Source organism: Streptomyces scabichelini (assembly GCF_011045015.1).
Taxonomy (GTDB): domain Bacteria; phylum Actinomycetota; class Actinomycetes; order Streptomycetales; family Streptomycetaceae; genus Streptomyces; species Streptomyces scabichelini.
The window spans coordinates 1-23,561 of sequence record NZ_JAAKZY010000029.1; the positions used below are offsets into that span (position 1 = coordinate 1).

The following is a 23,561-nucleotide window of genomic DNA, read 5'->3' on the forward strand; positions in this document are numbered from 1 at the left end:
TTCACCCCGACCGGTTCTTCCTGGATTAACCAGGTCGAGCGGTGGTTCGGCTACCTCGCCCACCAGATGATCCGCCGCGGCGCACACAAGAACATCCAGGCCCTCGAAGCCGACATCCGCGCCTGGGTCAAGGACTGGAACGAAGACCCCAAGCCCTTCATCTGGACCAAGACAGCCGAAGAAATCCTCGACTCCCTCGCCCGCTTCTGCCGACGAATCTCTGGCGCAGGACACTAGTAGGGCTCCGTTAGGTGTGCGTATCAGTCCTGTTTGGGGGCACGTGGGGGATGTGGACGCACATGAAGTGGAGCGGGCTCGGGCGAAGTTGGCGTTATTCGTAGCTGATGTGTTCGCGTCGGTGCCTCGCAAGGATCAGCGGGCCAAGGGTGACTGCTATCTGCGGGGGCTGATGCTGGACGGGCGGCGGAAGTCGATCCAGCCGATGGCGGAACGGCTGCCGGACGGCAACGATCGGCCCGGCGGCATGGGCGGTTGATGACGTGTCGTTCCCCAAGGACGGGAAGATGTCGGTGGCGGTCGCGCGCCAGTACTGCGGCGCTTTGGGCAAGCGGGCCAACTGCCAGGTCGCGGTGAGTGTGCACGCGGTCTCCGACACAGCCTCGTGTCCGCTGCAGTGGCGGTTGTTCGTGCCCAAGGAGTGGGCGCACGATGCCGGACGGCGGCAGAGCCGGGGTACCGCAGGAGGTCGGGCACCGGGAGAAGTGGCGCCTGGCCCTGGACGCCTTCGATGAGCTGGCCGGGTGGGGTCTGGTACCGCCGGTGGTGGTAGCAGACGCCGGCTACGGGCAGAACGCCGACTTCCGCGACGGCCTGAGCGAGCGGGGCATCAGCTATGTCGTGGCCATCCGCTCGGACGTGAGCGTCCACCCGCACGACGCGCAGCCGACCGCGCCGCCCTGGTCGGGCAACGGCCGCAAGCCGCAGCCCCGCTACCGGGGCAAACCGTCCTCCGTGTCCGTGTTAGCCGCTGGCCACGGACGACAGGCATTCGCCGAGGTGACCTGGCGGGAAGGCTCCCGCGGGCCGATGCGCTCACGCTTTTTGGCACTGCGGGTGCGGCCGGCCGAGGTCAGGGCCCGCCGCCTGGCCCGGGCCGCCGCCACCGCCGAACACGGCCACTGGGACGGCGTCCTGCCCGAAGTGACGCTGCTGGTCGAATGGCCCGAGGGCGCCGAAGCACCCACCGATTACTGGCTGTCCAGCCTGCCCGACGGCACCCCGCCGGCCGAACTGGTCCGCCTGGCCAAGATCCGCTGGCGCATCGAACACTACTATCGCGAACTCAAGCACGGCCTCGGCCTGGACCACTTCGAAGGACGCTCCTGGACCGGCTGGCACCACCACGTCACCCTGGTCACCGCCGCCCACGCGTTCCTCACCGAACAGCGCCTGGCCCCAAAAGCCGATACAGCGGACTCACCCTCTACCAGATCCTCGACACCATCCAGGACCTGCTGAACTGCTGGACCGGCACCTGCACCACCTGCCACCGCCCACTACCCAGAACATCCACCAACCTCCAGACCTCGAAAGCGAAAGCCAGAGCAACCTAACGGAGCCCTACTAGGCAAGCATCAAGCGCTTGACGACCATGAAGTGCCGTATCCTTCTCGGCGTGATACGGAATGATGAAGAGCCCGTCGGGCTCGACGCACTTGACCGGGTGGCCTGGGCGCTGCGCCGCACGGAACTGGCGGTGCAGACACTCAAAGAGCAGCGGCTGCGCCCCCTGGGCATGGCGGCGGCGCACTACACGCTCCTGATCTCGGTGCATGTCGAGCCGGGGCTGACCGGCGCCGAGCTGGCCCGCCGCCTCAACGTGACCCCACAGGCCATCGCCTCGTTGGTGGCGCGCCTTGAGAACCGCGGGCAGTTGGAGAGGCGCGACCATCCGCGCCACCGGCACGTGCAGGAGCTGCACCTCACTGACGCCGGGAGGGAGGCACTGCACACGGCCGACAAAGTGATCGCCGACATCGAGACGCAGATCACCGATGGTCTCGGCCCGGACGAGGCCGCGCAGCTGCGGAGTCTGCTCAACCGGGTGGCCGATACGGTTCGCGAGATCTGAGCCCGCGGTCCCGTCGACTGAGTTGTTCATTCACTTGGCTATTCACTCACTTGAACACAATCAAGTACTTGACCAGCACCTATGTGTCGTATTCTCGCCGCGTGACACAGGATGACGAACGGCCGATCGCTGCCGACGCGCTGGACCGGGTGACCTGGGCGCTGCGGCGGGCGGAGTGGGCTGTGCAGGCCCGGAAGGATCAGCGGCTACGACCTCAGGGCATCGCGGCCGCGCAGTACGCCCTGCTGATCTCCGTCCATACCCATCCCGGCCTGACCGGCGCGGAACTGGCCCGCCACCTGAACGTCACCCCGCAGGCAGTGGCCTCCCAGGTGGCCCGCCTGGAGGGCCGGGGCCAACTGGAACGCCGGCCGCACCCACGCCACCGCCACGTGCAGGAGCTTCACCTCACGGACGCCGGCCGCGACTCCCTGCGCGATGCGGATGCCGTGATCGTGGAGATCGAAGAGCGGATCGCCGAGAAGTTGGGGGCCGAGAAAGCCGCACAGCTGAGGGCACTGCTCGACGAGGTGGCCGACGTGGTCCGGGAGGCGTAAGACGGTAGGCTCGCCGGCCCTCGATTCCCTCGACCTCCAGATGCTGCGAGCGCTGCAGCTCGACGGGCGCGCCCCGTTCAGCCGTATCGCCGCCGTCCTCGGAGTCTCCGACCGAGCCTTCAGCCTGGCTCGGGCCCGCCCCAGGAAGTGGGCGCCAGTCCGGAGAGAACGGCTTCATGGAAGCTTCATATGCCGAGTGGTAGGTGCCTCATGAGGCGGCTGTTGCCTGGCAGACATGCAGGCCTTTCTCGTACCGCCGTCGGCTTCGGCCGCCGTTGATCACCATGCTCTGCGGCACCTGACGACGGCCGCTCACACCGCGCTGTCCGGTTCCGTCGTGCTCGAGTCGACGACCCGGCGGCCCGGCGCCGGATGGGCGAGGCCGACCGGGAGGTCGTCGCAGGCCACGACATCCGCCGTACGCTGACCGCATCTCGAGGCCCGCTACCTCCACGCCGCCGGTCATCCCGCGACCCTGACGGGCCCTTCCTGTTACCCCCCTTGGCGATGGAAAGCGAGCACGATGAGTACGCAGCGCGTTCTGGTCGTCGATGACGAACCCAAGATCCGCATGACCGTGCGCGGTTATCTGGAGGCGGACGGGTTCCATGTCATCGAAGCCGCGGACGGACCGTCTGCCCTGCAGGCGGTCACCCGCGACCGGCCGGACCTCGTGGTACTCGATGTGATGCTCCCCGGGCTGGACGGATTCCAGGTCCTGCGCCGCATCCGGGAGGCGAGCCGGATCCCGGTGATCATGCTCACCGCCCGGGACGAGGAGGTCGACCGGCTGATCGGCTTCACCACCGGCAGCGACGACTACGTCACCAAGCCGTTCAGCCCCCGCGAACTGGCACTGCGCGTGCGCGCGATCCTGCGGCGCACCGACCACCGCCCCGAGGCGGCCCACGAGGACGATGTGCTGCGCTTCGACGGACTGAGTGTCGATCCCGGGACACGGACCGTCCTCCTGGACGCCGACCGGACGGTGGAACTGTCCGCCCTCGACTTCGACCTGCTGCTTGCGATGGCCCGGGCACCGGGACGCGTCTTCACCCGGCGCGGCCTGCTGACTCAGGTATGGGGCGAGGACTTCTTCGGCGACGAGCGCGTCGTGGACGTACACATCCGCACCCTGCGGCGCGCGCTGGGCGACGACGCAAACGCACCCCGGTTCGTGGGCACCGTCCGCACCATCGGCTACCGGTTCACCGGACGCCCCGCCTGACGGCCAGGAAGGACACCCCGCCCATGCCGCCCTCCCGCTTCCCGGCCCACCACAGGCATCGTGCGCGGCTGCGCCGAATCCAGCAGCGGCTGTCGCTGCGCAACCGGCTGGTGCTCTCACACGTCATGGTGCTCCTCCTGGCACTGCTGGCCATGGCGGCGATCAGCGCGCTGATCGAGGTATGGCTCGGGCTCGACGACGTCGAAGGCGACGTGGTCCTGCAGGTCGGCCTCTGGTTCGGAGTGGCCGCGGCCTTCCCGGCGTCCGTGGCCCTGTCCCGGTTTCTGCTGCGTCCGCTCGACCGGGTGCGCGCCGCCACGGCCCGGCTCGCCGAGGGACACTACGACGACATCCTCGAACTCCCCAGCGAGCCGGGCCTGGCAGCGCTGGTCGAAGACGTCAACACGCTGGCGGCAGCCCTCGCCGACACCGAACGCCGCCGCGCCCGGCTGATCTCCGAGGTCGCCCACGAGATGCGCACCCCCATCACCCTCCTGCGCGCCCAGATCGAGGGCATGGCCGACGGCATCTTCCTCCCCGACGAGGCGATGTTCGCCTCCCTCGCCGACGACCTTCACCGGCTGCAGCGCCTGGCAGGCGACCTCTCCAGCCTGTCCCGGTCGGAGGAGGGCGCCATCGATCTCCACCACAAGCCCACCGACATGGCCACACTGGCACGGACCACAGCCGAGCGACTGAGCCCCCAATACGACGACCAGAGGGTGACCCTCGTCGTGGACGCAGGCACCCCCGTCGTCGCCCTGTGCGACCCGGACCGGATCACCCAGGTCCTGGTGAACCTGCTCGGCAACGCACTGGCCGCATCCGATCCACACGGGCACGTGACAGTGTCCGCGCACACCGAACCGTCGCCCGGCGATTGTGTGCACCACGTGCTCGTCCGCGTCATGGACGACGGCATCGGCATCGCCGCACACGACCTCGAGCGCATCTTCCACCGCTTCGAACGCCTCGAGCATCCCCACCGGCCCGCTGCCGCCGGCGGCAGCGGCATCGGCCTGACCATCGCCCGGGGCATCGCCCGAGCCCACGGCGGAGACATCACCGCGGAATCCGCCGGCCTGGGCAAGGGAGCAACATTCACCCTGCGCCTACCGCAAGAACCCGCCCCAGGAGGCGGCATGCCTCCGGCCTCCCGCTGACTCCATAGGCCCATAGGCCCATAGGCCCCGGAGAATCTGAGAAGTCTGGCTTCGGGCGCCGCTGCAGGAACGGGCGCCGGCGTGGCGAACCCGGCTTCATGGAAGCTTCATACGCCGAGTGGTACGTGCCTCATGAGGCGGCTGTTGCCTGGCGGTCATGCAGGCACTCCTCGTCCCGCCATCGACCGCCGTTGATCACCATGCTTCGCGGCACCTGACAACCCCGCCTCACACCGCGCTGTCCGGTTCCGTCGTGCTCGGCATGTTCCTCCGTCCGGAGCCGAGCGGACACGTGGATCCGGTTGGGCACACGCTCAGCGAGTACGCGCTGCATGAAAGAACCGCCGGCCTGTCCACGGGCCTGCGCGGACGCCGCGACGGCGGGGCCGGCGGCGTTGAGCGTCGGGTGCGCCGGACTCCTGCTCAGCCGTAGACCTGCTCGCGAACCCGACGCCGTCGTCCGACCCGGACACGGCGGGCGGATCTTCGAGCTGACGCTCACCCGCCCCAAGACCAAGTGACCGGTCGTCGGACCGTTCAGTTCCTGATCCACCTCTGGTAAGCCGCCGGGTCGACGTCCGCTCGCACACGGTCTCACCGGGGCGGGCGAGGCGCAGGCGGCTCCATGGATCCCCGGATGAACCGCGTAACGATCTGAAGGAACGTGAGAGTGGAACAGAACATGATGGCGGTCCGCCTGTTCGAACATGGCGGGCCCGAGGTGCTCAAGTACATAGAGGCGCCGATTCCCGAGGTCGGCCCCGACGACATCTTGATGCGGGTGCACGCCACGGCCGTCAACAGCTGGGATCTCCGGTATCGCGCGGGCAACTTGCCGCAGCCTCTCCCGGGACGGCCGCCATGGCCTCTGCCGTTCCAGCTCGGCCGGGACGCGGCCGGTGAAATCGTCGCCACCGGCGAGAACGTCACCCGGTGGCGCCCCGGCGACAGGGCGGTGCAGCTTCCGCACCCGCCGTGCCGCAACTGCGCCCTGTGCGTACGCGGGCTCGAAAACCTGTGTATCGACACCGCCTACCCCGGACACCAGGTCTTCGGCGGATACGCCGAGTACGTCGTGCGTCGCCAGGACGCGATCCTGCCCATCCCCGACGGCGTCGGCTTCGAGACGGCCGCAGCCACGATGTGGACCTACACCACCCCGCTCAACTGTGCGCGGCAAGCACCTGTCGGACCCGGCGACACGGTGGTCATCACCGGCGCCAGCGGCGGGATGGCGATCGCCTGCGCACAACTGGCGAAGCTGAGCGGAGCCACCGTCATCGGCACCACCACCAAGGCGGACCGCCACGAAGCGCTCAGGAAGCTCGGCTACGACCACATCCTGCACTCCACCGATCCCCGGCTGCCGGCACAGGTCAGGGAGCTGACCCGCGGTCTGGGCGCGGACGCCGTCTGGGACTGTGTCGGCGGCAACGACTTCTTCCAGCTCTCCCTTTCCTGCATACGGCTCGGCGGCGCGGTCATCGTCCTGGGCACACCGGTCGGCCAGGGCTCCCGGCTCGAGCTGGACGCACTCGCGCTCATCGGCGGGCAGGTGAGGATCGCCAGTGTGCGCGGCGCGACCCTGCGGGACCAGCAGCTGTGCGTGGAGCTGCTGGCGGCCGGAAGGATCAACCCGATCATCGACCGGGCCTACCCCCTGGCAGAGGCGGCCGAAGCCCACTCGTACCTGGAAAGCCAACGGCAGATCGGCAAAGTGCTCCTCCTGCCCTGACGCCATGTTCCGGGTGAGGTCTTTGATCCACGTCGCGGCTGACGGGCTGACCGCCCACCGGAGCCTTCTTCCTCCGGTGGGCGGCCTGGTCTTTCAGCAGTGCCTCGACGACACCGGCGTCACGCCACCGTCGGAAGCGGTTGTGGACGGTCGACCAGACGCCGAACTCCTCAGGCGTCTCCCGCCGCTGTCCACCGGTCTTGAACCGCCAGATCACACCCTCGAGCTGCTGCCATTACTCCCCTTCGCAGATGCCCTCGACAGCGGCCTTCTGGTACAGGTGCGGGTAGGCGACGGTGCCGGCGGGGTAGCTCTCCAGGTGCGAGGCGAACTCCGGCGTGCCGAGCGCTGCACGGAGGTGCTCGGTGGATTTCCAGACCGCGACGTTGGTGAAGAGCCGACTGCCGCCGATGCCCCGGTACAGCTGCACCGAAAGAAGGCTCCCCGACTTCTTCATGTACTCCGCGTCGTCCGCCCAGGCGGCCAGCACCTCGTCCTCCTTGCCTTCCGGGGCGACAAACGTGTTGATGATGGTGACCGGACCGGCCTTTTCCTTCTGCTGGTCGCGGAATTGGGTGGACTCGTCGAGGTGGCCGAACTTGAGCATGATTCCTCCATGAACTTGAGAAGGTGAGGGGAAGTGGGTCTACGAACCCACAGAGATTCAAGTGATCCGGGGCCGGGAGGCGGCCAATTTCCACCACCAGCGCCCACTGGGGCGCGCAGTGAGTCGTGATCAACGCGCGGTCCGGGTGAGGGGCTGCGCCGCCGTTCGCTGCGTGGCCCCGCCCGTGGTGCGCCCTCAGGCGTGGTGCTTGCCGAGGAAGTCGGTGATGAGCTGCAGCCACTCCTCGGTCCGCTCCAGCATCGGCAGGTGGCCGGTGGCGATTTCCGCGAGCTGGGCGCCGGGGATGGTCTCGGCGAGCTGACGGTGCAGGGCGGTGGAGGTGAGCCGGTCGTCGGTGGTCGAAACGACCAGGGTGGGGACCTTGATGCCGGCGAGGTCGTCCCGGACGTCGACCTGGCCGACAAGGTCGGTCTGCTCGGAGCTCCCGTCGGCCGCGGTGGCGGCGACGTAGCCGAGGGTCTGCCGCAGTTGCTCGGACGGCATCGACTCCAGCGCCTGGGTGCCGAGGGCCATCAGGAGCTGGAATTCGGCGAGCAGGTCGCGGTCGCCGGACGCGGCGATCTTGCTCCAGACCGAGGAGGCGAGAGCGAGGCGGTTGTCGCGGTGTGGGAAAGAAGCGGTGAGGACGAGTGCGGTGACGCGCTCGGGGTGGCGGGCGGCAGCTCGGATGGCGACCGGGCCGCCGAGGGAGAAGCCGGACACGGCGAAGCGGTCGAGGCCCTCTGCGTCGGCGGCGGCGACGAGCTGGTCGGCGAGGTCGTCGACGGCCAGCGGGGTGGTGGAGCGGGAGGTGTCGCCGCTGCCGGGGTAGTCGATGCCGACGACGGTGTGCCGGGCGGCGAGAGCCTCCAGGACGGGGCCGTAGGTGCCGGCCAGGCTGCTGCCGGCGCCGTGGGCCAGGAGCAGGCCGGGGCCGGAACCGAGGCGCGTACGGGCGAACGTCGGTTCGATCAGGTTCCGAGATGACATGACCATCTACCTTTCACAGGCGCCAACACGCAAGAATCATCCAGTGCGTGTGATTACCCTCCAAGGTCTATCACACACCACGTATGATTTGGCTCCAAGTGTGACGTCAATCACACTTGCTGTATGATGTGCCGGTAGGGTGGCGGCATGAAGCAGCCCCTCCATCGCCGCCGGCCGACCCCGGGCAACCCGCGCGTGCAGCGCACCCGCAACCGTGTGCTGGCCGTCGCGCGAGAACTGCTGCCTCAGGTCGGACCCTCCGGGCTGACGTACGCCCTGCTGGCCGAGCGGGCGGACGTCACCCGCCAGACCCTCTACCGGCACTGGCCCACCCGAGCCGCACTGCTCTTCGACCTCGTCCTCGAAGGCCCCGACCTCGGCACCTACCCCGAACCGGGGAGCGACGTGCGTGACGTGGCCACCGCCTGGCTGAAGAGCCTGCGCGCCGGCGTCAGCGTGCCGGCCGTGGGCACCGCGGCTCTGGCCGTCGCCGCCCAGGCCGACCACGACCCCGACAGTGCCCGGGCACTCGTCCGCATCGGCGAAGACCGCTACGCCGGCTTCAACAGGCTGCTGGAGCCTTCGGGCACCCAGATCAGCGAAGACGAGTTCACTTTGCTGTACGGGCCCGTCCTCGCCCGCCTCTTCCTCGACCGCGGCCAGGTCACCGACGCCTTCATCGACGCCGTCGTGACCCAGTGGCTCACCATGCTGCAGCGCGCCGACGCACCGCAGGACTCCCAGTAGTAGTCACCGGGAGCTCTTGGCAGAGGCCAACCGGAACAACCGCGTTCAGGCAGCGAAACCGGACTTGTGCAGGCCAGCATCCGCACTGTGGGATCGCCGCTTCACGTGCACCCGGTCACGGCGGACTCACCCAAGAGCTGACCACCTACTCCGACGGAGACCGCTTCGGGAAGTGGGCGTCAGTGCGGCGATTGGCTTCATGGAAGCTTCATTGGCTGAGTGGTACGTGCTTTATGAGGCGGCTGTTGTCTGGCGGTCATGCACGTACTCCTCGTCCCGCCGGTGGACAGCGCTGATCACCCTGCTGTGCGGCACCTGAAACGGCGGTTGACACCGCACTGTCCGGGTCCGTTGTGATCGCCGCGTTCCTTCCTCAGGGGTCGGCGGCGTTGCTCGCGGGTCCGCTCCGCAGCGGACTGCCGGCCGGCGCGGCTCCGTCGGCGCCTTGGGGTTCCCACGTATGAGCGCCGGATCGACCTGCTGGCGGCAACTGGCCCGGCGTGGGCGCGACTTGGCCGCTGGCGCTCCCCGATCGGCCTGGACCGCGCGCACGCCGACGCGTGGAGGCAGCGGTGTCCATTACGGCGGGGACCATCGCCGCCCTGCCCGGCCTGGTGACGGTGGCGTGACGCACGCGCATACGACCTGACTCGCACACAGAATCAGAATGAAGAGGGAAACTGGAAATGAACCTGCGACGGAACATCTCGCGTCGAAGGATGATCGAAGGGGCATCGGCCGCGGCGCTTGTCACGGCGGCGGCGGCCACGGTGCCTGCGGCCATGGCCAGTCCGGAGGCAGCATCGTCCGGTCCGGGGCTGCCGAAGGGCAACTGGCGTATCGACACCCATGCGCACTACTCGCCCGACGTGTACAACGACTACCTGAAGCGCTATGGCCTGCTCGGCGCCATCACCGGGGCGTACGGTCCGTGGTCGGTCGAGCGGCACCTGGCCTTCATGGACCAGTACCGGATCCAGGCCAGCGTGCTGTCGTTCGGCGACCTCCAGGTCACCGTCGGCCCGGTCGACGACCGGCGCGCCACCGCCCGCGCGGTCAATGACTACGCCTACGACCTCGTGCAGAGCCGTGGTGACCGGTTCGGGATCTTCGCGGTCACCCCGATGCCCGACCTCGACGGCTCGGTGGCCGAGGTGGACCGCGCGCTCGGCGAACTGGATCTCGACGGCATCTGCCTGCTCACCAACTACAAGGGCACCTACCTGGGAGACCCTTCCCTCAAGCCGCTGTACGAGATCCTCAACGACCGCGGCGCCTACGTCTACGTCCACCCGACGGGTCCGGAGAACAACCCGGCTCCCAAGCTCTGCTTCGGCCCCGACATCCCGGCCGGCAACAACGTCTTCGAGTACACCTTCGACGCGACCCGGGCGATGACGAGCCTGATCTACAACGGCGTCCTGCGGGACTACCCGAACATCCGCTGGCACTTCACCCACAGCGGCGGGGCACTGCCGTTCCTGGCCTACCGGCTCGCCACCCGGCACTCGGCCTTCCCGCCGTTCAACGAGGTGCTCCCGGAAGGCCCCCTCACCTACCTCAAGCGGATGTACTTCGACGACGCACAGGCGTTCACCGCCGCGCAGTTGCAGCCGCTGTCCTCCCTGGTACCCGACAGCCACATCATGTTCGGCAGCGACTGGCCGGCCACCCGCCACCTCTACGCGGCCGACAACGCCGAGACGATGCCCTTCCTCAAGGGCAGCCTGCCGAACCTCAACGCAGGCGACCCCGAACCGACCGTCGAGGAGATCTACAACCGGCGCCAGCGGATCGCTCTGGAGCGGACCAACGCCCTGCAGCAGTTCCCGAAGCTGAAGGCCCGTATCCGCCGCGCCGGCTCGCGCTGAGCCACCACCGCACGCCAAGCCCGCCGCCCGCTGCCCCGCCGACGGGGCGCGGGCGGCGCTCTGGGTAAGGTCAGCGCCGGCCGACAGAGGGGCCACCGACGGAAATCGACGTCGGCAGCCGGGCGAACGCGGCCCGCAGAATGGCGCAGCCGGTTCGCACAGGTCCGCTTCGCACGTGGCGGGTCGTCGCTCCTGCCGCAGCGAGACCACCGTGGCAATCCAAGCCCGGCTCCTGCGGGCGGAGGCGGGCTCGACGGATCCGCAGGTCACGATCATCTCGAGTCGACGGTCAGCCTCGTTCGACCACAGCGAGCGGCGACGAGCGTCACCCCGAGGTCGCTGTCGCCGGCTGCGGTGTACCACGGTCGCGGTACAGGCAGTGACCGCCGTAGGGCGACGCAAAAGTCGGCCCCTTGCAAGAACCTTGAGGCCTAAAACAACCCGGAGGTGGATTGTGATCGAGGTGAACGGCCTCAGTAAGAGGTACGGCGACAAGCTCGCGGTCGACGCGCTGAGCTTCACCGTGCGTCCTGGCGTGGTGACGGGATTCCTCGGGCCCAACGGGGCGGGCAAGTCGACGACGATGCGGATGGTCATGGGTCTTGACCGCCCGTCGTCCGGAACCGTCCGCGTCAACGGCCGCCCCTACGAGCAGCACAAGGCCCCGCTGCAGGAGATCGGGGCGCTGCTGGAGGCGAAGTCGATCCACCCCGGGCGCTCGGCATATCAGCACCTGCTCGTGTTGGCCGCGAGCAACGGCATCGGCAAGCGGCGGGTGCTGGAGGTGATCGACATGGTCGGCCTGACGGAGGTGGCGCGCAAGCGGGCGGGCGGCTTCTCGCTGGGCATGGGGCAGCGGCTGGGCATCGCCTCGGCACTGCTCGGCGACCCTCACATCGTCATGCTGGACGAGCCGGTCAACGGCCTCGACCCCGAAGGCGTGCTGTGGATCCGCAACCTCCTGAAGGACCTGGCGGACCAGGGGCGGACCGTCTTCGTCTCCTCCCACCTGATGAGCGAGATGGCGTTGATCGCCGAGGACCTCATCGTGATCGGGCGCGGCCGGCTGCTGTCCGCGGGCCCGCTCGCCGACTTCATCGCCCAGTCCGCCGGCCGGAGCGTACGGGTGCAGTCGCCGCAGGCCGCGTCCCTGCGCGACCTGCTGCTGGGTGACGGCGTCTCCGTCAGCAGCAGCCGGCCCGGCGTGCTGGACGTCCAGGGGCTGGAGGCCGCCGAGATCGGCGAACGCGCCGCGGCCGCCGGGCTGGTGCTGCACGAGTTGTTCGTTCAAGAGGCGTCATTGGAGGAGGCGTTCATGGAGCTGACCCGCGACTCCGTCGAATACCACGCCACCACCACCGAGTTCGCCACCGCCGGAAGGACGAGCCGATGAGCACCACCGCCCTCGACACCCAGGACACGCAGAAGACGACCGGGCCCGCCGGTCGGCAGGCGGGCGGTCAGCGGGTGACCTTTCCGCGGGTCGTCCACATGGAATGGATCAAGCTGCGGTCGCTGCGCTCGACGCTCTACACGCTGGCGATCACCGTGGCCCTGGTCATCGGCTTCGGGCTGCTGTTCAGCAGTGTGGTCGGCTCGGGAGACGGCCCGGGCGAGGACGATTTCGGTGACCCGACCTCGATCAGCCTGGGCGGAGTGACACTCGCCGCGCTGGCCGTCGCGGTGCTCGGGGTACTGATGAGTGCCGGCGAGTACGCCACCGGGTCCATCCGCGCCACGCTGGCCGCGGTCCCGTCACGGCTGCCGGTGTTGTGGGGCAAGGTGGTCGTCTTCGCCGTGGTGAGCTTCGTGCTCATGTTCGTCGCGGCTCTGGGGGCCTTCCTGGCCGGTCAGTCGGTCCTGTCCTCCCGCGGTCTGGACACCACCGCGCTGTCCGATTCAGGGGTGTTCCGCGCGCTTGTCGGGGCGGCGGTCTACCTGACCGGTGCAGGCCTGATCGGCCTGGCGGTCGGCGTCCTGCTGCGCAACACCGCCGGAGCGATCACCCTCGTGGTGGGCGCGCTGTTCGTGGTGCCCGGCCTGATCCAGCTGCTGCCGAGCAGCTGGAACGACGCCATCGGCCCGTACCTGCCGTCGAACGCGGCGAATGCGGTCATGACCGTGCAGACGGCCGGCGACTCGCTGTCACCCGGGTCCGGGCTCGCGGTGTTCGCCGGTTACATCGTCGTGCTCCTGGCCGGGGCGGCCGTCCTGCTCAAGCGGCGCGACGCGTGACACCGGTTGCCGCGGGCACACCGACAACCCGCTCGTACGCCTTCATGCGTGCGGACGGGCGGCCATATCCGCCCGAACGAAGGCTCCGTACGAAGGAACGGTGAAACCGTGATCGGACCGGCGTCGCTGCGACAGGTGACCGGCGCTCACCCGCGCCTGCTGGATGCCGCCCTCGCCACCCTCGTGGGCGGTATCGGCCTGCTGCCCCTGCTGTTCGGACGGTGGCCCGACGGCGTACAACCGTCGGGCGCCGACGCCGTCGCCGCGGCGGCCGCGTTCCTGCTTCTGCTGGCCCGCCGCCAGGCACCGCTGCCCGTCCTGGCACTGACCGTGCTCGGGGAGGCGGCCTTCACCGTCCTCGCGTCGTATCCGTCGCGCGTGCTGAAGGTCGCCGCGTTGATCGCGATCTATACCGTGGCTCGAACGGTCCGCCGGCGGATCGCGGTGATCGCCACCGCGGGCACGGCCCTCGCCCTGTATGCCGTCGTCACCTATGCGACGGATTCGGCCTCCAGCCCGGAGGGTGGCGCCGTGTTCGCCTGGACCGGGATGTTCGCCGCCGTCGGGGGCACCGTACGCACCTGGCACGACTACGTCGCCGCGATGGAGGAGCGAGCGCTGCGGGCGGAGGCGAGCAAGGAAGAGGAGGCCCGCCGCCGGGTCGCCGAGGAGCGACTGCGCATCGCCCGTGAACTCCACGACATGATCGCCCATCACATCGCCCTGATCACCATTCAGGCGGGCGTCGCCGGGCACTTCCTGCGTGACCGGCCCGATCAGGCCGACGTGGCGCTCGGCCACATCCGCGACGGCGGCCGCACCGTCCTGGACGAACTGGGCTCGCTGCTGCACGTACTACGACAATCCGGCGACGAATCGGACGAAACCCAGCCGGCCGAACCCGTCCCCGGCCTGTCCCGCCTCGGACAGCTTCTCGAATCGCTGACCGCCGCCGGGCTGAGCGTCCGCCACCGGCAGGCCGGCCACCCTCGCCCGCTGCCGACCGCCATCGGCCTGGCCGCCTACCGCGTCATCCAGGAGGGGCTGACCAACGCCCACAAACACGGCGCCACCGCCGAGGCGGACCTGCTCGTCGACTACGGGCCCGACGAGCTGCGCATCCGCATCACCAACCTGCTGCACATCGGCCCATCCCCGGCACTGGCCGCGATGGGCACCGGACACGGGCTGACGGGCATGCGCGAGCGCGCCCATGCGGTCGGCGGCAGCTTCCATGCCGGAGCAGACGCTGACGGTCGTTTTCACCTCGATGTGCGTCTGCCGCTGCCCGAAGCCGGACCACCGACCGATACGCACACCTCGGACTGGTCCGGCACGGCGGCCCTGCGCACGACCGCCGCTCAGGGGAGGCAGGGATGACCATCCGCGTTCTGCTCGCCGACGACCAGGCCCTCGTCCGCACCAGCTTCCGCATGATCATCGAGTCGGAGCCGGACCTGGAAGTCGTCGGAGAGGCGGCGACGGGCGAGGAGGCGGTCCGACTGGCCCGCAGCACCCGTGCCGACATCGTGCTGATGGACATCCGGATGCCCGACATGGACGGCCTCGCCGCCACCCGCGCCATCTCGGCGGACGAAGACCTCGCGGGCGTACGGGTGCTGATTCTGACAACCTTCGAAGCCGACGAGCACGTCTTCCAGGCGCTGCGTGCCGGGGCCAGCGGCTTCCTCGGGAAAGGCGTGGAGCTCTCCTACCTCCTCGACGCCGTCCGGCTGGTCGCCCGCGGAGACACGCTGCTGTCACCCAAGGCGACCAAGGCACTCATCGCCCATTACCTTGCCACGCCCGACAGGACGAGCACTCCGGCCCCGGAGCTGACGAGCCTGACCGAACGCGAGCGCCAAGTGCTCGTCCTCGTGGCCGCAGGTCTGTCCAACGACGCCATCGCCGAACAACTCCACGTCTCGCCCTGGACCGCCAAGACTCACGTGAACCGCATCATGACCAAGCTCGGCGTTCGCGACCGCGCCCAACTCGTCGTGATCGCCTACCAGACCGGCCACGCCCACCCCGGCGCATGACCGACCACGTCCAGGTGGGAGTCATGGCGCCGTCGCCAGGCCGGGCAGAGGCTGCGCGGGACGGTGGATGGGGCCGGTGCCGTGCGACAGGGGCAGGCCCGTGCCGCGGTTGGCGTGGGCGATGATCTCCGACGTGATGGAGATGGCGGTCTCCTCGGGAGTACGGGCACCGAGGTCCAGGCCGATCGGTGAGTGCAGACAGGCCAATTGGTCCTGGGAGACACCGACTTCCCGGAGCAGGTCGATGCGGTGCTCGTGGGTGCGTCGCGAGCCCATGGCGCCGACGTAGCCGACGGGAAGGGTCAGTGCCAGGCGCAGCAGAGGGATGTCGAACTTGGCGTCGTGGGTCAGGACGCAGACGGCGGTGCGGGCGTCGGTCTCGGTGGCCGCGAGGTAGCGGTGGGGCCAGTCGGTGACGACCTCGTCGGCGTGCGGGAAACGCGCCGCGGTGGTGAAGACGGGGCGGGCGTCGCAGACGGTGACCCGGTAGCCCAGGAAGCGGCCTGCCTGGCTGAGGGCGGCGGCGAATTCGACGGCGCCGAAGATCAGCATGCGGGGGCGGAGTGCGTGGGCGTGGACGAGGACGGTCAGCTGCCGGGGGCAGGTGTCGGCGTCCCCACCGACCTCGATGCGGGCTGTGCGGCCCACCCGCAGGAGTGCGCGGGCGTGCGCCACGACCTGCCGGTCCTCACTCCCGGAACCGAGGGTGCCGTCGTGGGGCCCCTCGCCAGGGACGTGAAGCGTGCGGCCGAGGAGTTCCTCGGGGCCGTCGACGACGTGGGCCACGGCCGTGTGGTACCCCGCGAGCATGGATTCGAGGGCGGTGACGAGATGGGGCTCGGCGAGCTCCACGCGCTGTACCAGGACCTCGATCTCGCCACCGCAGGTCAGGCCGACGGCGAAGGAGTCGTCGTCGGAGTAGCCAAAGGCGGCGCGGGCGGGCGGTCCGCCCTCTGCAAGGACGCGTTGGCACAGCTCGTAGACGGCCGCTTCGACACAGCCGCCGGAGATGCTGCCGACCGCGATGCCGTCCGTGTCGACGGCGAGGGCCGTGCCGACGGGCAGGGGTGCACTGCCGCTGACATGGACGACGGTGGCGAGCGCGAAGGGGCGGGCCTCGCGGCACCAGCGGTGCAGTGTGTCCGCGATGTTCAGCATGACGGGCTTTCCGTGAGGTGGGTGACTTGGCGGGCCGCCGCCGCGCCCTGGGAGAGGATGTCGCGGCGACGGCCCTGGTGCCCGGCGGTGTGGCGTCATGATCCGCCGGACGGACCGGGTGGCCGGGTGGGGCACTCCGGCCACCCGGGGGTTCAGAGGAGGGCCTCGGGCTTGATCGGCAGTTCGCGGATCCGGCGGCCGGTGGCGTTGAAGACCGCGTTGGCGATGGCGGGCGCCACTCCCACGATGACGATCTCACCGAGTCCCTTGACACCGATCGGGTCGGCTTCGTAGTCCTCACCCTCGATGTAGACCGCCTTCAGGTCGGGCATGTCGGCGTGGGTCGGCACGAGGTAGTCGGCGAGGTTGGCGTTGACGATCCGGCCGTCGCGGTGGTCGGTGACCGTGTGCTCCAGGATGGCCTGGCCGATACCGCCGGTCATGGCCCCGATGGCCTGGCTGTCGGCGAGTCTCGGGTTGATGATCCGGCCGGCGTCGTACACGCCGACCATGCGCCGCAGGCGTACGAGGCCGAGGCGGGCGTCGACGGCGACTTCGGCGAAGGTCGCGGCGTAGGCGTAGAAGGAGAACTTCTCCGTTTCCGGCGCCCCGGCGTAGGAGCCCATCGCTTCGAGGTGGGTCCGGTCGTTGCGGGCCAGGAGCCGCTGGTACGTCTCCCCGCGTGCGGGGTCGTCCTTCACGTACAGCCGACCGCCTCGTACGACGATGTCGGCGGCGTCGGCTCCGTGCAGCGGTGATCCTTCGTCGCTGACCGCGAGCGTGATCGCTTGCTTGCGCAGTTTGTCGCCGCCGTCCTGGACGGCGGATCCGACACTGGCCATGGTCTGCGAGCCGGCGTGGACGGGGGCCGGGGGCATGAGGGAGTCGCCCAGCCGGAAGGTCACCTGACGCATGGTCAGGCCGAGGGCGTCGGCGGCGACCTGACTCATGGACGTGGCCGTGCCGGGACCCATGTCGCTTGTGGAGGACTGCACCAGGGCGGTGCCGTCGGCATCCAGCCTGACCGAGGCCTGGGCCTCGCTGCGCTGGGTGTCGTAGACACCGGCGGCCATCCCCATACCGATGAGCCAGTCGCCGTCACGCGTCGAGCGGGGCTTAGGGCTGCGGCGGTGCCAGCCGAACTCGCGGGCCCCCACGCGGTAGCAGTCGCGCAGGCGGCGGGTGGAGAACGGCAGATCGGTGGACTCGTCGTCGGCGGGTTCGTTGCGCAGCCGCACCTCGATCGGGTCCAGGCCCAGTTCGTGGGCGAGCTCGTCCATCGCCGTCTCGACGCAGTATGCGCCGCTGGAGTAGCCGGGACCACGCATGAACCACGGCGTGCTCACGTCCAGCGGGACGTGACGATACGCCTGACGGACGTTGGGCGTGCTGTAGAGCATCTGGCCGGGACCGAGAACGTGTTCGTTGTGCCTTTCGTAGCTGGAGCTCTCGGTGCGAACGTCGTGCACCGACGCGGTCAGCCGGCCTTGCCGGTTGCCGCCGAGGCGCAGTTCGTACTCGTATGCGGGCCGGTATCCCACGCCGAAGTACAGCTGTCTGCGGGTGAGCACGAGTTTCACGGGGCGTTTCACTTCGCGGGCGGCCAGGGCCGCGATGACGACGTGCACCCAAGCGCGGGCGGCGCTGCCGAAGGCGCCGCCGACGAAAGGCGAGATGACGCGGACGTTGCTCGGCGGGATGCCGAACTCACCGGACAGAGTGAACACGGCGCCCTGCACGTACTGGGTCTTGTCCCAGACGGTCAGCCGGTCACCGTCCCAGCGGGCGACGGTGCCGGCCGGTTCTATCGGGTTGTGGTGGTTGCGGGCCATCCGGTACGTCAGGTCCAGCCGGACGGGGGCGGATTCCAGGGCCCCGTCGGCGTCGCCGCGCGCATAGGTCTCCGGTTCGTCGGCGGGTTCGGCGACGCTGATGTCGGTCGAGACAGGCTCGGCGTCGTAGGAGACCTCCACCAGGCTCGCGGCGTGCTGTGCCACCTCCAGCGTGGTCGCCACCACGACCGCGACGGGCTGTCCGAAGAACCGGACCCGGTCGTCCTGGAAGGCGCGCAGCGGCTCCCCCGGAGGGAATCCCCCTTGGACGGGCGGCAGCTTGGGCGCGTTGAGGTGACTGATCACCTTCAGCACGCCGGGCTGGGCTTCGGCGGTGCGGGCGTCGACGCCGGTGACACGGCCGCGGCCGACGCTGCTGTCGACGATGACCGCGTGCACGACCCCGTCGGGGCTGTTGTCGGCGGCGTACTTCGCTTTCCCGGTCACTCTCAGCCGTGCGTCGATCCGGGGCGCCGCCGCACCGACTGCTGCCTGCGGCTGGCTCATTTGCTGCCTCCTACGGTGCTCAGCTGGCGTGCGACGGTGCGTTTGAGCAGCTCGGCCTTGAACCGGTTGTGCGTGAGGGGGCGGGCCCCGTCGGCGGCTCGCTCCGCGGCGGCCGCCCACAACGACTCCGAGGGACGCTCACCCACGAGGTGCAGCTCGACGGCGGGGAGCTTCCACGGCACCGTGCCCACTCCCCCGGCGGCCACCTTCGCCTCCTGGATCACGCCACCGCGCACATGCAGCGCGACGGCGGCCGACGTGAGCGCGAACTCGTACGACTGCCGGTCGCGCACCTTCAGATAGCCGGACTTCAGAGGGCGCGGAAGCGCCGGGATCTCGACCGCCGTGATCAACTCACCCTGTCTGACGGCCTGTTCGCGCTGCGGGGTGCTGCCTGGCCGCAGCAGGAAATCGGCGAAGGGGACTCGACGCTCCCCGTCCGGGCCCAGCAGGTGCACGGTCGCCTCCAGTGCCGCGAAGGCCACGGCGACGTCGGAGGGGTGGGTCGCCACGCAGTGGTCGGAGGTGCCGAGGATCGCGTGGCTGCGGTTGTAGCCGTGCAGCGCGGCGCAACCCGAGCCGGGGTCGCGCTTGTTGCAGTCGGCGGTCACGTCTCGGAAGTACGTGCACCGGGTGCGCTGCATGATGTTGCCGCCGATGGTGGCCATGTTCCGCAGCTGAGCCGATGCGCTCAGCTCCAGCGCCTCGGAGATGACGGGATACAGGGCGCGCACTTTGGGGTGAGCGGCGGCCTCGGCCATGCGGACCAGGGCGCCGACGCGCAGGCCCCCGCGCTCGGTGACGGTGACCTCGTCCAGCGGCAGGGTGCTGATGTCGACCAGCGAGCCGGGGCGTTCGACGGTCTCGCGCATCAGGTCGACGAGCGTGGTGCCGCCGGCGATGTAACGCCCGCCGCGCCGACCGGCGTCGAGGGCCTCACGCGTGTCCGTGGCCTTGGTGTAGGTGAAGGGGTGCATGGGGATCGGTCCTCACTTCCGGCCGGCGGCCTGCTCGACCGCGCGCTCGATCTTCACGTAACAGCCGCAGCGGCAGAGGTTGCCGCTCATCCACTCCCGGATCTCCTCCGCGGAGCCGGTGTGGCCCTCCTGGATGCACGCGGCACCGGACACGATCTGGCCGGGGGTGCAGAAGCCGCACTGGAAGGCGTCCTGGTCGATGAACGCCTGCTGCAGCGGGTGGAGCCGCTCGCCCTTTGCCAGGCCCTCGATCGTGGTGACCTCGGCGCCCTCCAGTCGCACGGCCAGCGTCAGACAGGAGTTGACCCGGCGTCCGTCGACCAGGACCGTACAGGCGCCGCAGGCACCGGCGTTGCAGCCCTTCTTCGAACCGGTCAGGTCGAGATGCTCGCGCAGCAGGTCAAGGAGCGAGGTGCGGTTGTCGACCGTGACGGTGCGCCGGATGCCGTTGACCGTCAAGGAGACGCTGCTGCCGGGCGGCCCCGCGGCGGCCACCGCTTCCTCGGCAGCGAGCGCGGGCGGCCCCGCGACCAGGCCGCCGACCACGGCGGCTCCTCCTACAGCGGTGGTCGTGGCGATGAAGGTACGGCGGGTGGGCGCGGATGGGGACTCGACGGGAGGAGTCTCTGCTTGGGCGGGACGTTCGGTGGACATGTCCACTCTCCCTCGATGGGGTGCGGGTGGTTGCCAGGGGCGTATCGATGGCCGAGCCGCTCTGCGAAGGTGTGCCGTGCCCGTTGCTCAGGCAGGCTGCTGTTCCCGGTGACGTAACGGCAGTAGAAGGTTGGGGGCCACCGGACGGCAGACGGATTCGGTGTCCAGCAGTGCGGCACAGGCGGCACCGCTGACCGAGGTGTCGCCGGTGATCAGGGCCCGGGATCGGGACACACGGCCAGCATTCACCTCCTGATCGACATCAAGCAAGCCTAGTTGCATCAAGCACCTTTACATGTTTCTGCTTTTCCATTCCCCTCGGTGCCCTCGATGACGCAGACCGTCACGGGTAGTGAGGTCGCCCGCGGGCACAGGGTGGTCGGCGAACTCCGGGTCCTCGCCTGCGACATGCATCAAGGTGCCGAACAGTTCCCCGGCGGCGCCCCCGTGGTGGAGCAGTCCGGTCGCGTCCCCAGGTCGTAGTAGCGGTGGTCGTAGGTGGCGCCGGGCGCGGTAAGACCGCCGAAATCACGCCGTCCCGGAGCCCGTGTCACGCCGATCCAACGACGGCAAGGCATCAGGGTTGAGCGCGGCAAGCACGCGGAGCAGCAGGGAATGAATGACTGCCCGCTCAGCGGGGGCGAGGACCGCGAGCGCTTCCCTGTCGAGTCGTTCCACCACCTCCCGGGCCCGCTCGGCGAGCTGAGCTCCGCTGTCGGTGATGGCCAGTTGGACTGTTCTGCGGTTCGAAGGGTGGTCGTGGCGAGCCAGAAGGCCTCGGTCCACCAGCGCGTTGACAGCGGCGCCCATGGACTGGGGAGTGAAGCCGGTCCGACGCGCGACCTCCGCCGCAGAGATCTCCGGCGTCCAGAGGACGTGCTGCAGCGCGTTGTGCTGCGCCGCCGTGAGGTCGAGCGAACGCAGCGCTTTCTCAAGACGCGTTCCCATCACATGCGCCATCTGCCACGCCAGGTAACCCATACGTGTGGACGGATCCGCGTGAGTGCGGCTCATAAGGATCTCCGATAGTAAGGCACCTGATAATTCCGTGATAGAACTATAAGGCACCTTCCAATCGGAATGGAGACCCTCTCCCATGTCCACACCACCCACCACTGCCGTCGAGCCGCGCCACGCGCACCATCACCACGCGATGGACACCGCTCCAGCGCCGCAGGGTGCCACCGGATTGAAGGGAGTTCTGCTGCCGGTCGTGATCGTGCTGGCCATCGGCTCGATCTTCGTCAGCGTGTTCCTGGCCGCCTTTCACGCCCCGCGGCCGCACGACCTTCCGATCGCCGTCGTCGGGACGACCCAACGGCTCGAACAGATCGCCGGAGGGCTGGAGCTGGGGCTGCCCGGCGGATTCGAGGTGAAGCGCTACCCCGCCGAGAATGCGGCCCGCCACGCGCTGCAGGACCGAAAGGTGTACGCCGCCTACGTCACCGGCCCCGGAAGGACCGCCGAGTTGCTCTATGCCGGAGCCAACGGCCCCTCCGTGACCTCGACGGTCACCGGCGCCTTCTCCGGTGTCGCCGAGGCGAACGGTGACCGGCTGACCGTGCGGGACGTCGTGCCGGCTTCGGCGGGCGACACCCGTGGTATGTCGGTGTTCTACGCCGGGTTCGGCGTCGTGCTGGCCGGGTTCCTGTTCGGCATGATGACCTACCAGATGGCTCCCCGACTGCAGTACCGGTGGAGGTTGGCCAGTCTGGCCGCCTTCAGCATCCTCGCCGGCGTCCTGGTGGCGGTGATAGCCGGGAGCCTGGGCTTCTCGGCACTGCCGGGACCCTTCCTGGGCATCGCGGGGGTCATCGCGCTGATGGCCGCGGCCGTCGGCAGCGCGACCATGGCGTTCATGCGCGTCTTCGGCCGGGCCGGTATGTCGCTGGCCGCCGTGGTCCTGTTCACCTTCGGCAACAGCACGAGTGGTGGCACGCTGCCCACCGCCTACCTGCCGGACTGGCTCCATCCGTTCTCGGAGATCCTCCCGGTGGGAGTCGGCGTACGAGCCGTCCAGGGCTTGTCCCACTTCAACAACGACGGTCTCACCGCCGGCGTCGTCGTCCTGGTGACGTGGATCCTGGTCGCCGCCGGGGTGCTCTTCTGGCGTGATGCCCGCGGGTCAGGCCGTGCAGGCGTCGGCTGACCCGGCTCCCTGGCGAGCGCCGTTCCCCCGGTCTGCCTGTGTGACGGAAGGCGGCATCGGCCCACGGTCCATGGCACAGAGGCGCAGCTCCCCCCGACCAGTAACTCGCCCGAAAGCGGCACACCGCGCTCTCGTAGACTGCCGCAGTGACCGACGCGGCGTTCCCCACCACCGGATATCTCGCCTGGCAGTTCTCCCAGATCATCGCTGGACGACTGGAGCGGGCGCTGCGTGCGGAGGACCTCACGTTGGCTCAGCACAACGCTCTGCAACAGGTCCTCTGGACGCCGGGCGTGTCCGCCGCGGAGATCGCGCGCCGCTCCGGCATCACGGCCCAGTCCATGGGGGCCGCGGTGAGCCGGCTCGTCGAGCGAGGACTCCTGCGACGTGAGCCGCATCCGACCAGCCGGCGCAGCATGCGCCTGTTCGCGACCCCCGAGGGAGACGCGGCGGCCGCTCGTGCCGCGTCGATCGCCCGGCGGATCGAACGGGAGACGACCTCGCCGCTCTCTCCAGATGACAAGGACACCATTCACCGTCTGCTCCACCGTTTGGTCGAGGAACTGAATCCCGACGCCCTTGCCATCGACAGTCGATCCTTGAACTAGCCCTGGCTGTCCGACGGTTGTCCCTTCCGGCTCCGGCGCGTGGATGTGAGCAAGAGACATGGAAACGCTGAGCGGCACACAGGTCACCAGGCACGGGTGAGCGCTGCGCAGCGAGGCCGTGGAACAGGCCATCCTCGAGGCGATGACGAAGCTCCTGGAAGACGGCTTTCGATGGCCGAAGTCTCCCGTCAGCTCCCCGAGCACTTGACCAGGATGGGCCGCCTGCCAGGGCATCACGTCGCCGCGCGCGACCGCGAAGCGGTCAAGCCGCTCCCAGTCCTGCGCGCGCCAGTGGAGTCATGCCTGTCCTTCAGCGGAGACCGGTGCGTGGCGGACGCGAAACCGCCGGCCGGGTACTTCTTTCAGGGCCGCTCCGAGGTTTCCTGAAGTCACACTCTCCTGCCGGCCG

The 23,561-nt window shown here is 69.3% G+C and carries 23 protein-coding genes and 4 pseudogenes; 18 read left to right on the plus strand and 9 right to left on the minus strand.

Annotated elements, in window-relative coordinates; genetic code table 11:
• The 9 genes and pseudogenes from G5C60_RS11935 to G5C60_RS11975 all read left to right on the plus strand — a co-directional run.
• Positions 1–237: pseudogene (locus G5C60_RS11935) on the plus strand (IS630 family transposase); the annotation flags it as partial.
• 52 nt (positions 238–289) lie between these two features.
• Positions 290–1,479, plus strand: a pseudogene (locus G5C60_RS11940) (IS701 family transposase).
• Positions 1,480–1,636: 157 nt separating this feature from the next.
• Positions 1,637–2,092: a MarR family transcriptional regulator gene (locus G5C60_RS11945; protein ID WP_165257964.1), complete on the plus strand. Its 456-nt coding sequence runs from the start codon at positions 1,637–1,639 to the stop codon at positions 2,090–2,092.
• 101 nt (positions 2,093–2,193) lie between these two features.
• The gene (locus G5C60_RS11950; RefSeq protein ID WP_165257966.1) at positions 2,194–2,649 is read left to right on the plus strand and encodes a MarR family transcriptional regulator; all 456 of its coding nucleotides are present in this window, start codon (positions 2,194–2,196) and stop codon (positions 2,647–2,649) included.
• A 31-nt stretch (positions 2,650–2,680) separates the two neighbouring features.
• Positions 2,681–2,863 (plus strand): annotated as a pseudogene (locus G5C60_RS54065) (AsnC family protein); the annotation flags it as partial.
• A gap of 309 nt (positions 2,864–3,172) precedes the next feature.
• Positions 3,173–3,877, plus strand: a complete 705-nt coding sequence (locus tag G5C60_RS11960) for a response regulator transcription factor (RefSeq protein ID WP_165257970.1) — start codon at positions 3,173–3,175, stop codon at positions 3,875–3,877.
• A 23-nt stretch (positions 3,878–3,900) separates the two neighbouring features.
• Positions 3,901–5,040 carry a sensor histidine kinase gene (locus tag G5C60_RS11965; RefSeq protein WP_241266715.1) on the plus strand — a complete coding sequence of 380 codons (1,140 nt, stop codon included), beginning with the start codon at positions 3,901–3,903 and terminating at the stop codon, positions 5,038–5,040.
• Between the two features lie 332 nt (positions 5,041–5,372).
• A complete protein-coding gene (locus tag G5C60_RS11970) occupies positions 5,373–5,561 on the plus strand; it encodes a hypothetical protein (RefSeq protein ID WP_165257972.1) in 189 nt (62 codons plus the stop codon).
• Between the two features lie 149 nt (positions 5,562–5,710).
• The gene (locus tag G5C60_RS11975; RefSeq protein WP_165257974.1) at positions 5,711–6,775 is read left to right on the plus strand and encodes an alcohol dehydrogenase catalytic domain-containing protein; all 1,065 of its coding nucleotides are present in this window, start codon (positions 5,711–5,713) and stop codon (positions 6,773–6,775) included.
• Positions 6,776–6,866: 91 nt separating this feature from the next.
• Here the strand turns inward: G5C60_RS11975 and G5C60_RS54070 are convergent.
• The 3 genes and pseudogenes from G5C60_RS54070 to G5C60_RS11990 form a co-directional block, all read right to left on the minus strand.
• Positions 6,867–7,007: pseudogene (locus G5C60_RS54070) on the minus strand (transposase); the annotation flags it as partial.
• Between the two features lie 3 nt (positions 7,008–7,010).
• A complete protein-coding gene (locus tag G5C60_RS11985) occupies positions 7,011–7,382 on the minus strand; it encodes an antibiotic biosynthesis monooxygenase family protein (protein WP_165257978.1) in 372 nt (123 codons plus the stop codon).
• Positions 7,383–7,577: 195 nt separating this feature from the next.
• Entirely contained in the window at positions 7,578–8,372 is a 795-nt protein-coding gene (locus G5C60_RS11990; protein WP_165257980.1) for an alpha/beta fold hydrolase, read from the minus strand.
• Positions 8,373–8,519: 147 nt separating this feature from the next.
• On the opposite strand from G5C60_RS11990, the gene G5C60_RS11995 reads away from it, so the two are divergent.
• The 6 genes from G5C60_RS11995 to G5C60_RS12020 all read left to right on the plus strand — a co-directional run bounded on the left by G5C60_RS11995 (position 8,520) and on the right by G5C60_RS12020 (position 15,267).
• Entirely contained in the window at positions 8,520–9,119 is a 600-nt protein-coding gene (locus tag G5C60_RS11995) for a TetR/AcrR family transcriptional regulator (RefSeq protein WP_165257982.1), read from the plus strand.
• 686 nt (positions 9,120–9,805) lie between these two features.
• Positions 9,806–10,990, plus strand: a complete 1,185-nt coding sequence (locus G5C60_RS12000) for an amidohydrolase family protein (RefSeq protein ID WP_206439394.1) — start codon at positions 9,806–9,808, stop codon at positions 10,988–10,990.
• Between the two features lie 454 nt (positions 10,991–11,444).
• Positions 11,445–12,383, plus strand: coding sequence for an ABC transporter ATP-binding protein (locus G5C60_RS12005; RefSeq protein ID WP_338145789.1), 939 nt, complete (start codon positions 11,445–11,447; stop codon positions 12,381–12,383).
• Entirely contained in the window at positions 12,380–13,225 is an 846-nt protein-coding gene (locus tag G5C60_RS12010; RefSeq protein ID WP_165257986.1) for an ABC transporter permease, read from the plus strand. Before G5C60_RS12005 ends, G5C60_RS12010 begins: the two co-directional genes overlap by 4 nt.
• Before the next feature lie 108 nt (positions 13,226–13,333).
• Positions 13,334–14,605, plus strand: a complete 1,272-nt coding sequence (locus tag G5C60_RS53640) for a histidine kinase (protein WP_165257988.1) — start codon at positions 13,334–13,336, stop codon at positions 14,603–14,605.
• Entirely contained in the window at positions 14,602–15,267 is a 666-nt protein-coding gene (locus tag G5C60_RS12020) for a response regulator (RefSeq protein ID WP_165257990.1), read from the plus strand. Before G5C60_RS53640 ends, G5C60_RS12020 begins: the two co-directional genes overlap by 4 nt.
• Positions 15,268–15,288: 21 nt before the next feature.
• Here the strand turns inward: G5C60_RS12020 and G5C60_RS12025 are convergent, their stop codons facing one another.
• The 5 genes from G5C60_RS12025 to G5C60_RS12045 form a co-directional block, all read right to left on the minus strand.
• Positions 15,289–16,425, minus strand: a complete 1,137-nt coding sequence (locus G5C60_RS12025; RefSeq protein ID WP_165257992.1) for an XdhC family protein — start codon at positions 16,423–16,425, stop codon at positions 15,289–15,291.
• Positions 16,426–16,577: 152 nt separating this feature from the next.
• Positions 16,578–18,764 (minus strand): xanthine dehydrogenase family protein molybdopterin-binding subunit, encoded by a 2,187-nt coding sequence (locus tag G5C60_RS12030; RefSeq protein WP_165257994.1) that lies wholly within the window; start codon positions 18,762–18,764, stop codon positions 16,578–16,580.
• Positions 18,761–19,741, minus strand: a complete 981-nt coding sequence (locus G5C60_RS12035) for an FAD binding domain-containing protein (RefSeq protein WP_165257996.1) — start codon at positions 19,739–19,741, stop codon at positions 18,761–18,763. Before G5C60_RS12035 ends, G5C60_RS12030 begins: the two co-directional genes overlap by 4 nt.
• Positions 19,742–19,753: 12 nt before the next feature.
• The gene (locus G5C60_RS12040) at positions 19,754–20,395 is read right to left on the minus strand and encodes a (2Fe-2S)-binding protein (protein WP_165257998.1); all 642 of its coding nucleotides are present in this window, start codon (positions 20,393–20,395) and stop codon (positions 19,754–19,756) included.
• A gap of 87 nt (positions 20,396–20,482) precedes the next feature.
• The gene (locus tag G5C60_RS12045; protein WP_165258000.1) at positions 20,483–20,629 is read right to left on the minus strand and encodes a hypothetical protein; all 147 of its coding nucleotides are present in this window, start codon (positions 20,627–20,629) and stop codon (positions 20,483–20,485) included.
• 96 nt (positions 20,630–20,725) lie between these two features.
• Here G5C60_RS12045 and G5C60_RS12050 point away from each other — a divergent pair, with 96 nt between their 5' ends.
• Positions 20,726–20,878, plus strand: coding sequence for a hypothetical protein (locus G5C60_RS12050; protein ID WP_165258002.1), 153 nt, complete (start codon positions 20,726–20,728; stop codon positions 20,876–20,878).
• Between the two features lie 45 nt (positions 20,879–20,923).
• On the opposite strand, the gene G5C60_RS12055 is transcribed toward G5C60_RS12050, so the two are convergent.
• Positions 20,924–21,409 (minus strand): MarR family winged helix-turn-helix transcriptional regulator, encoded by a 486-nt coding sequence (locus G5C60_RS12055; protein WP_165258004.1) that lies wholly within the window; start codon positions 21,407–21,409, stop codon positions 20,924–20,926.
• A gap of 82 nt (positions 21,410–21,491) precedes the next feature.
• On the opposite strand from G5C60_RS12055, the gene G5C60_RS12060 reads away from it, so the two are divergent.
• Complete coding sequence (locus G5C60_RS12060; RefSeq protein ID WP_241266716.1) at positions 21,492–22,544, plus strand: ABC transporter permease; 1,053 nt, start codon at positions 21,492–21,494, stop codon at positions 22,542–22,544.
• A 146-nt stretch (positions 22,545–22,690) separates the two neighbouring features.
• A complete protein-coding gene (locus G5C60_RS12065) occupies positions 22,691–23,152 on the plus strand; it encodes a MarR family transcriptional regulator (RefSeq protein WP_165258006.1) in 462 nt (153 codons plus the stop codon).
• The last annotated feature ends 409 nt before the right edge of the window (positions 23,153–23,561 follow it).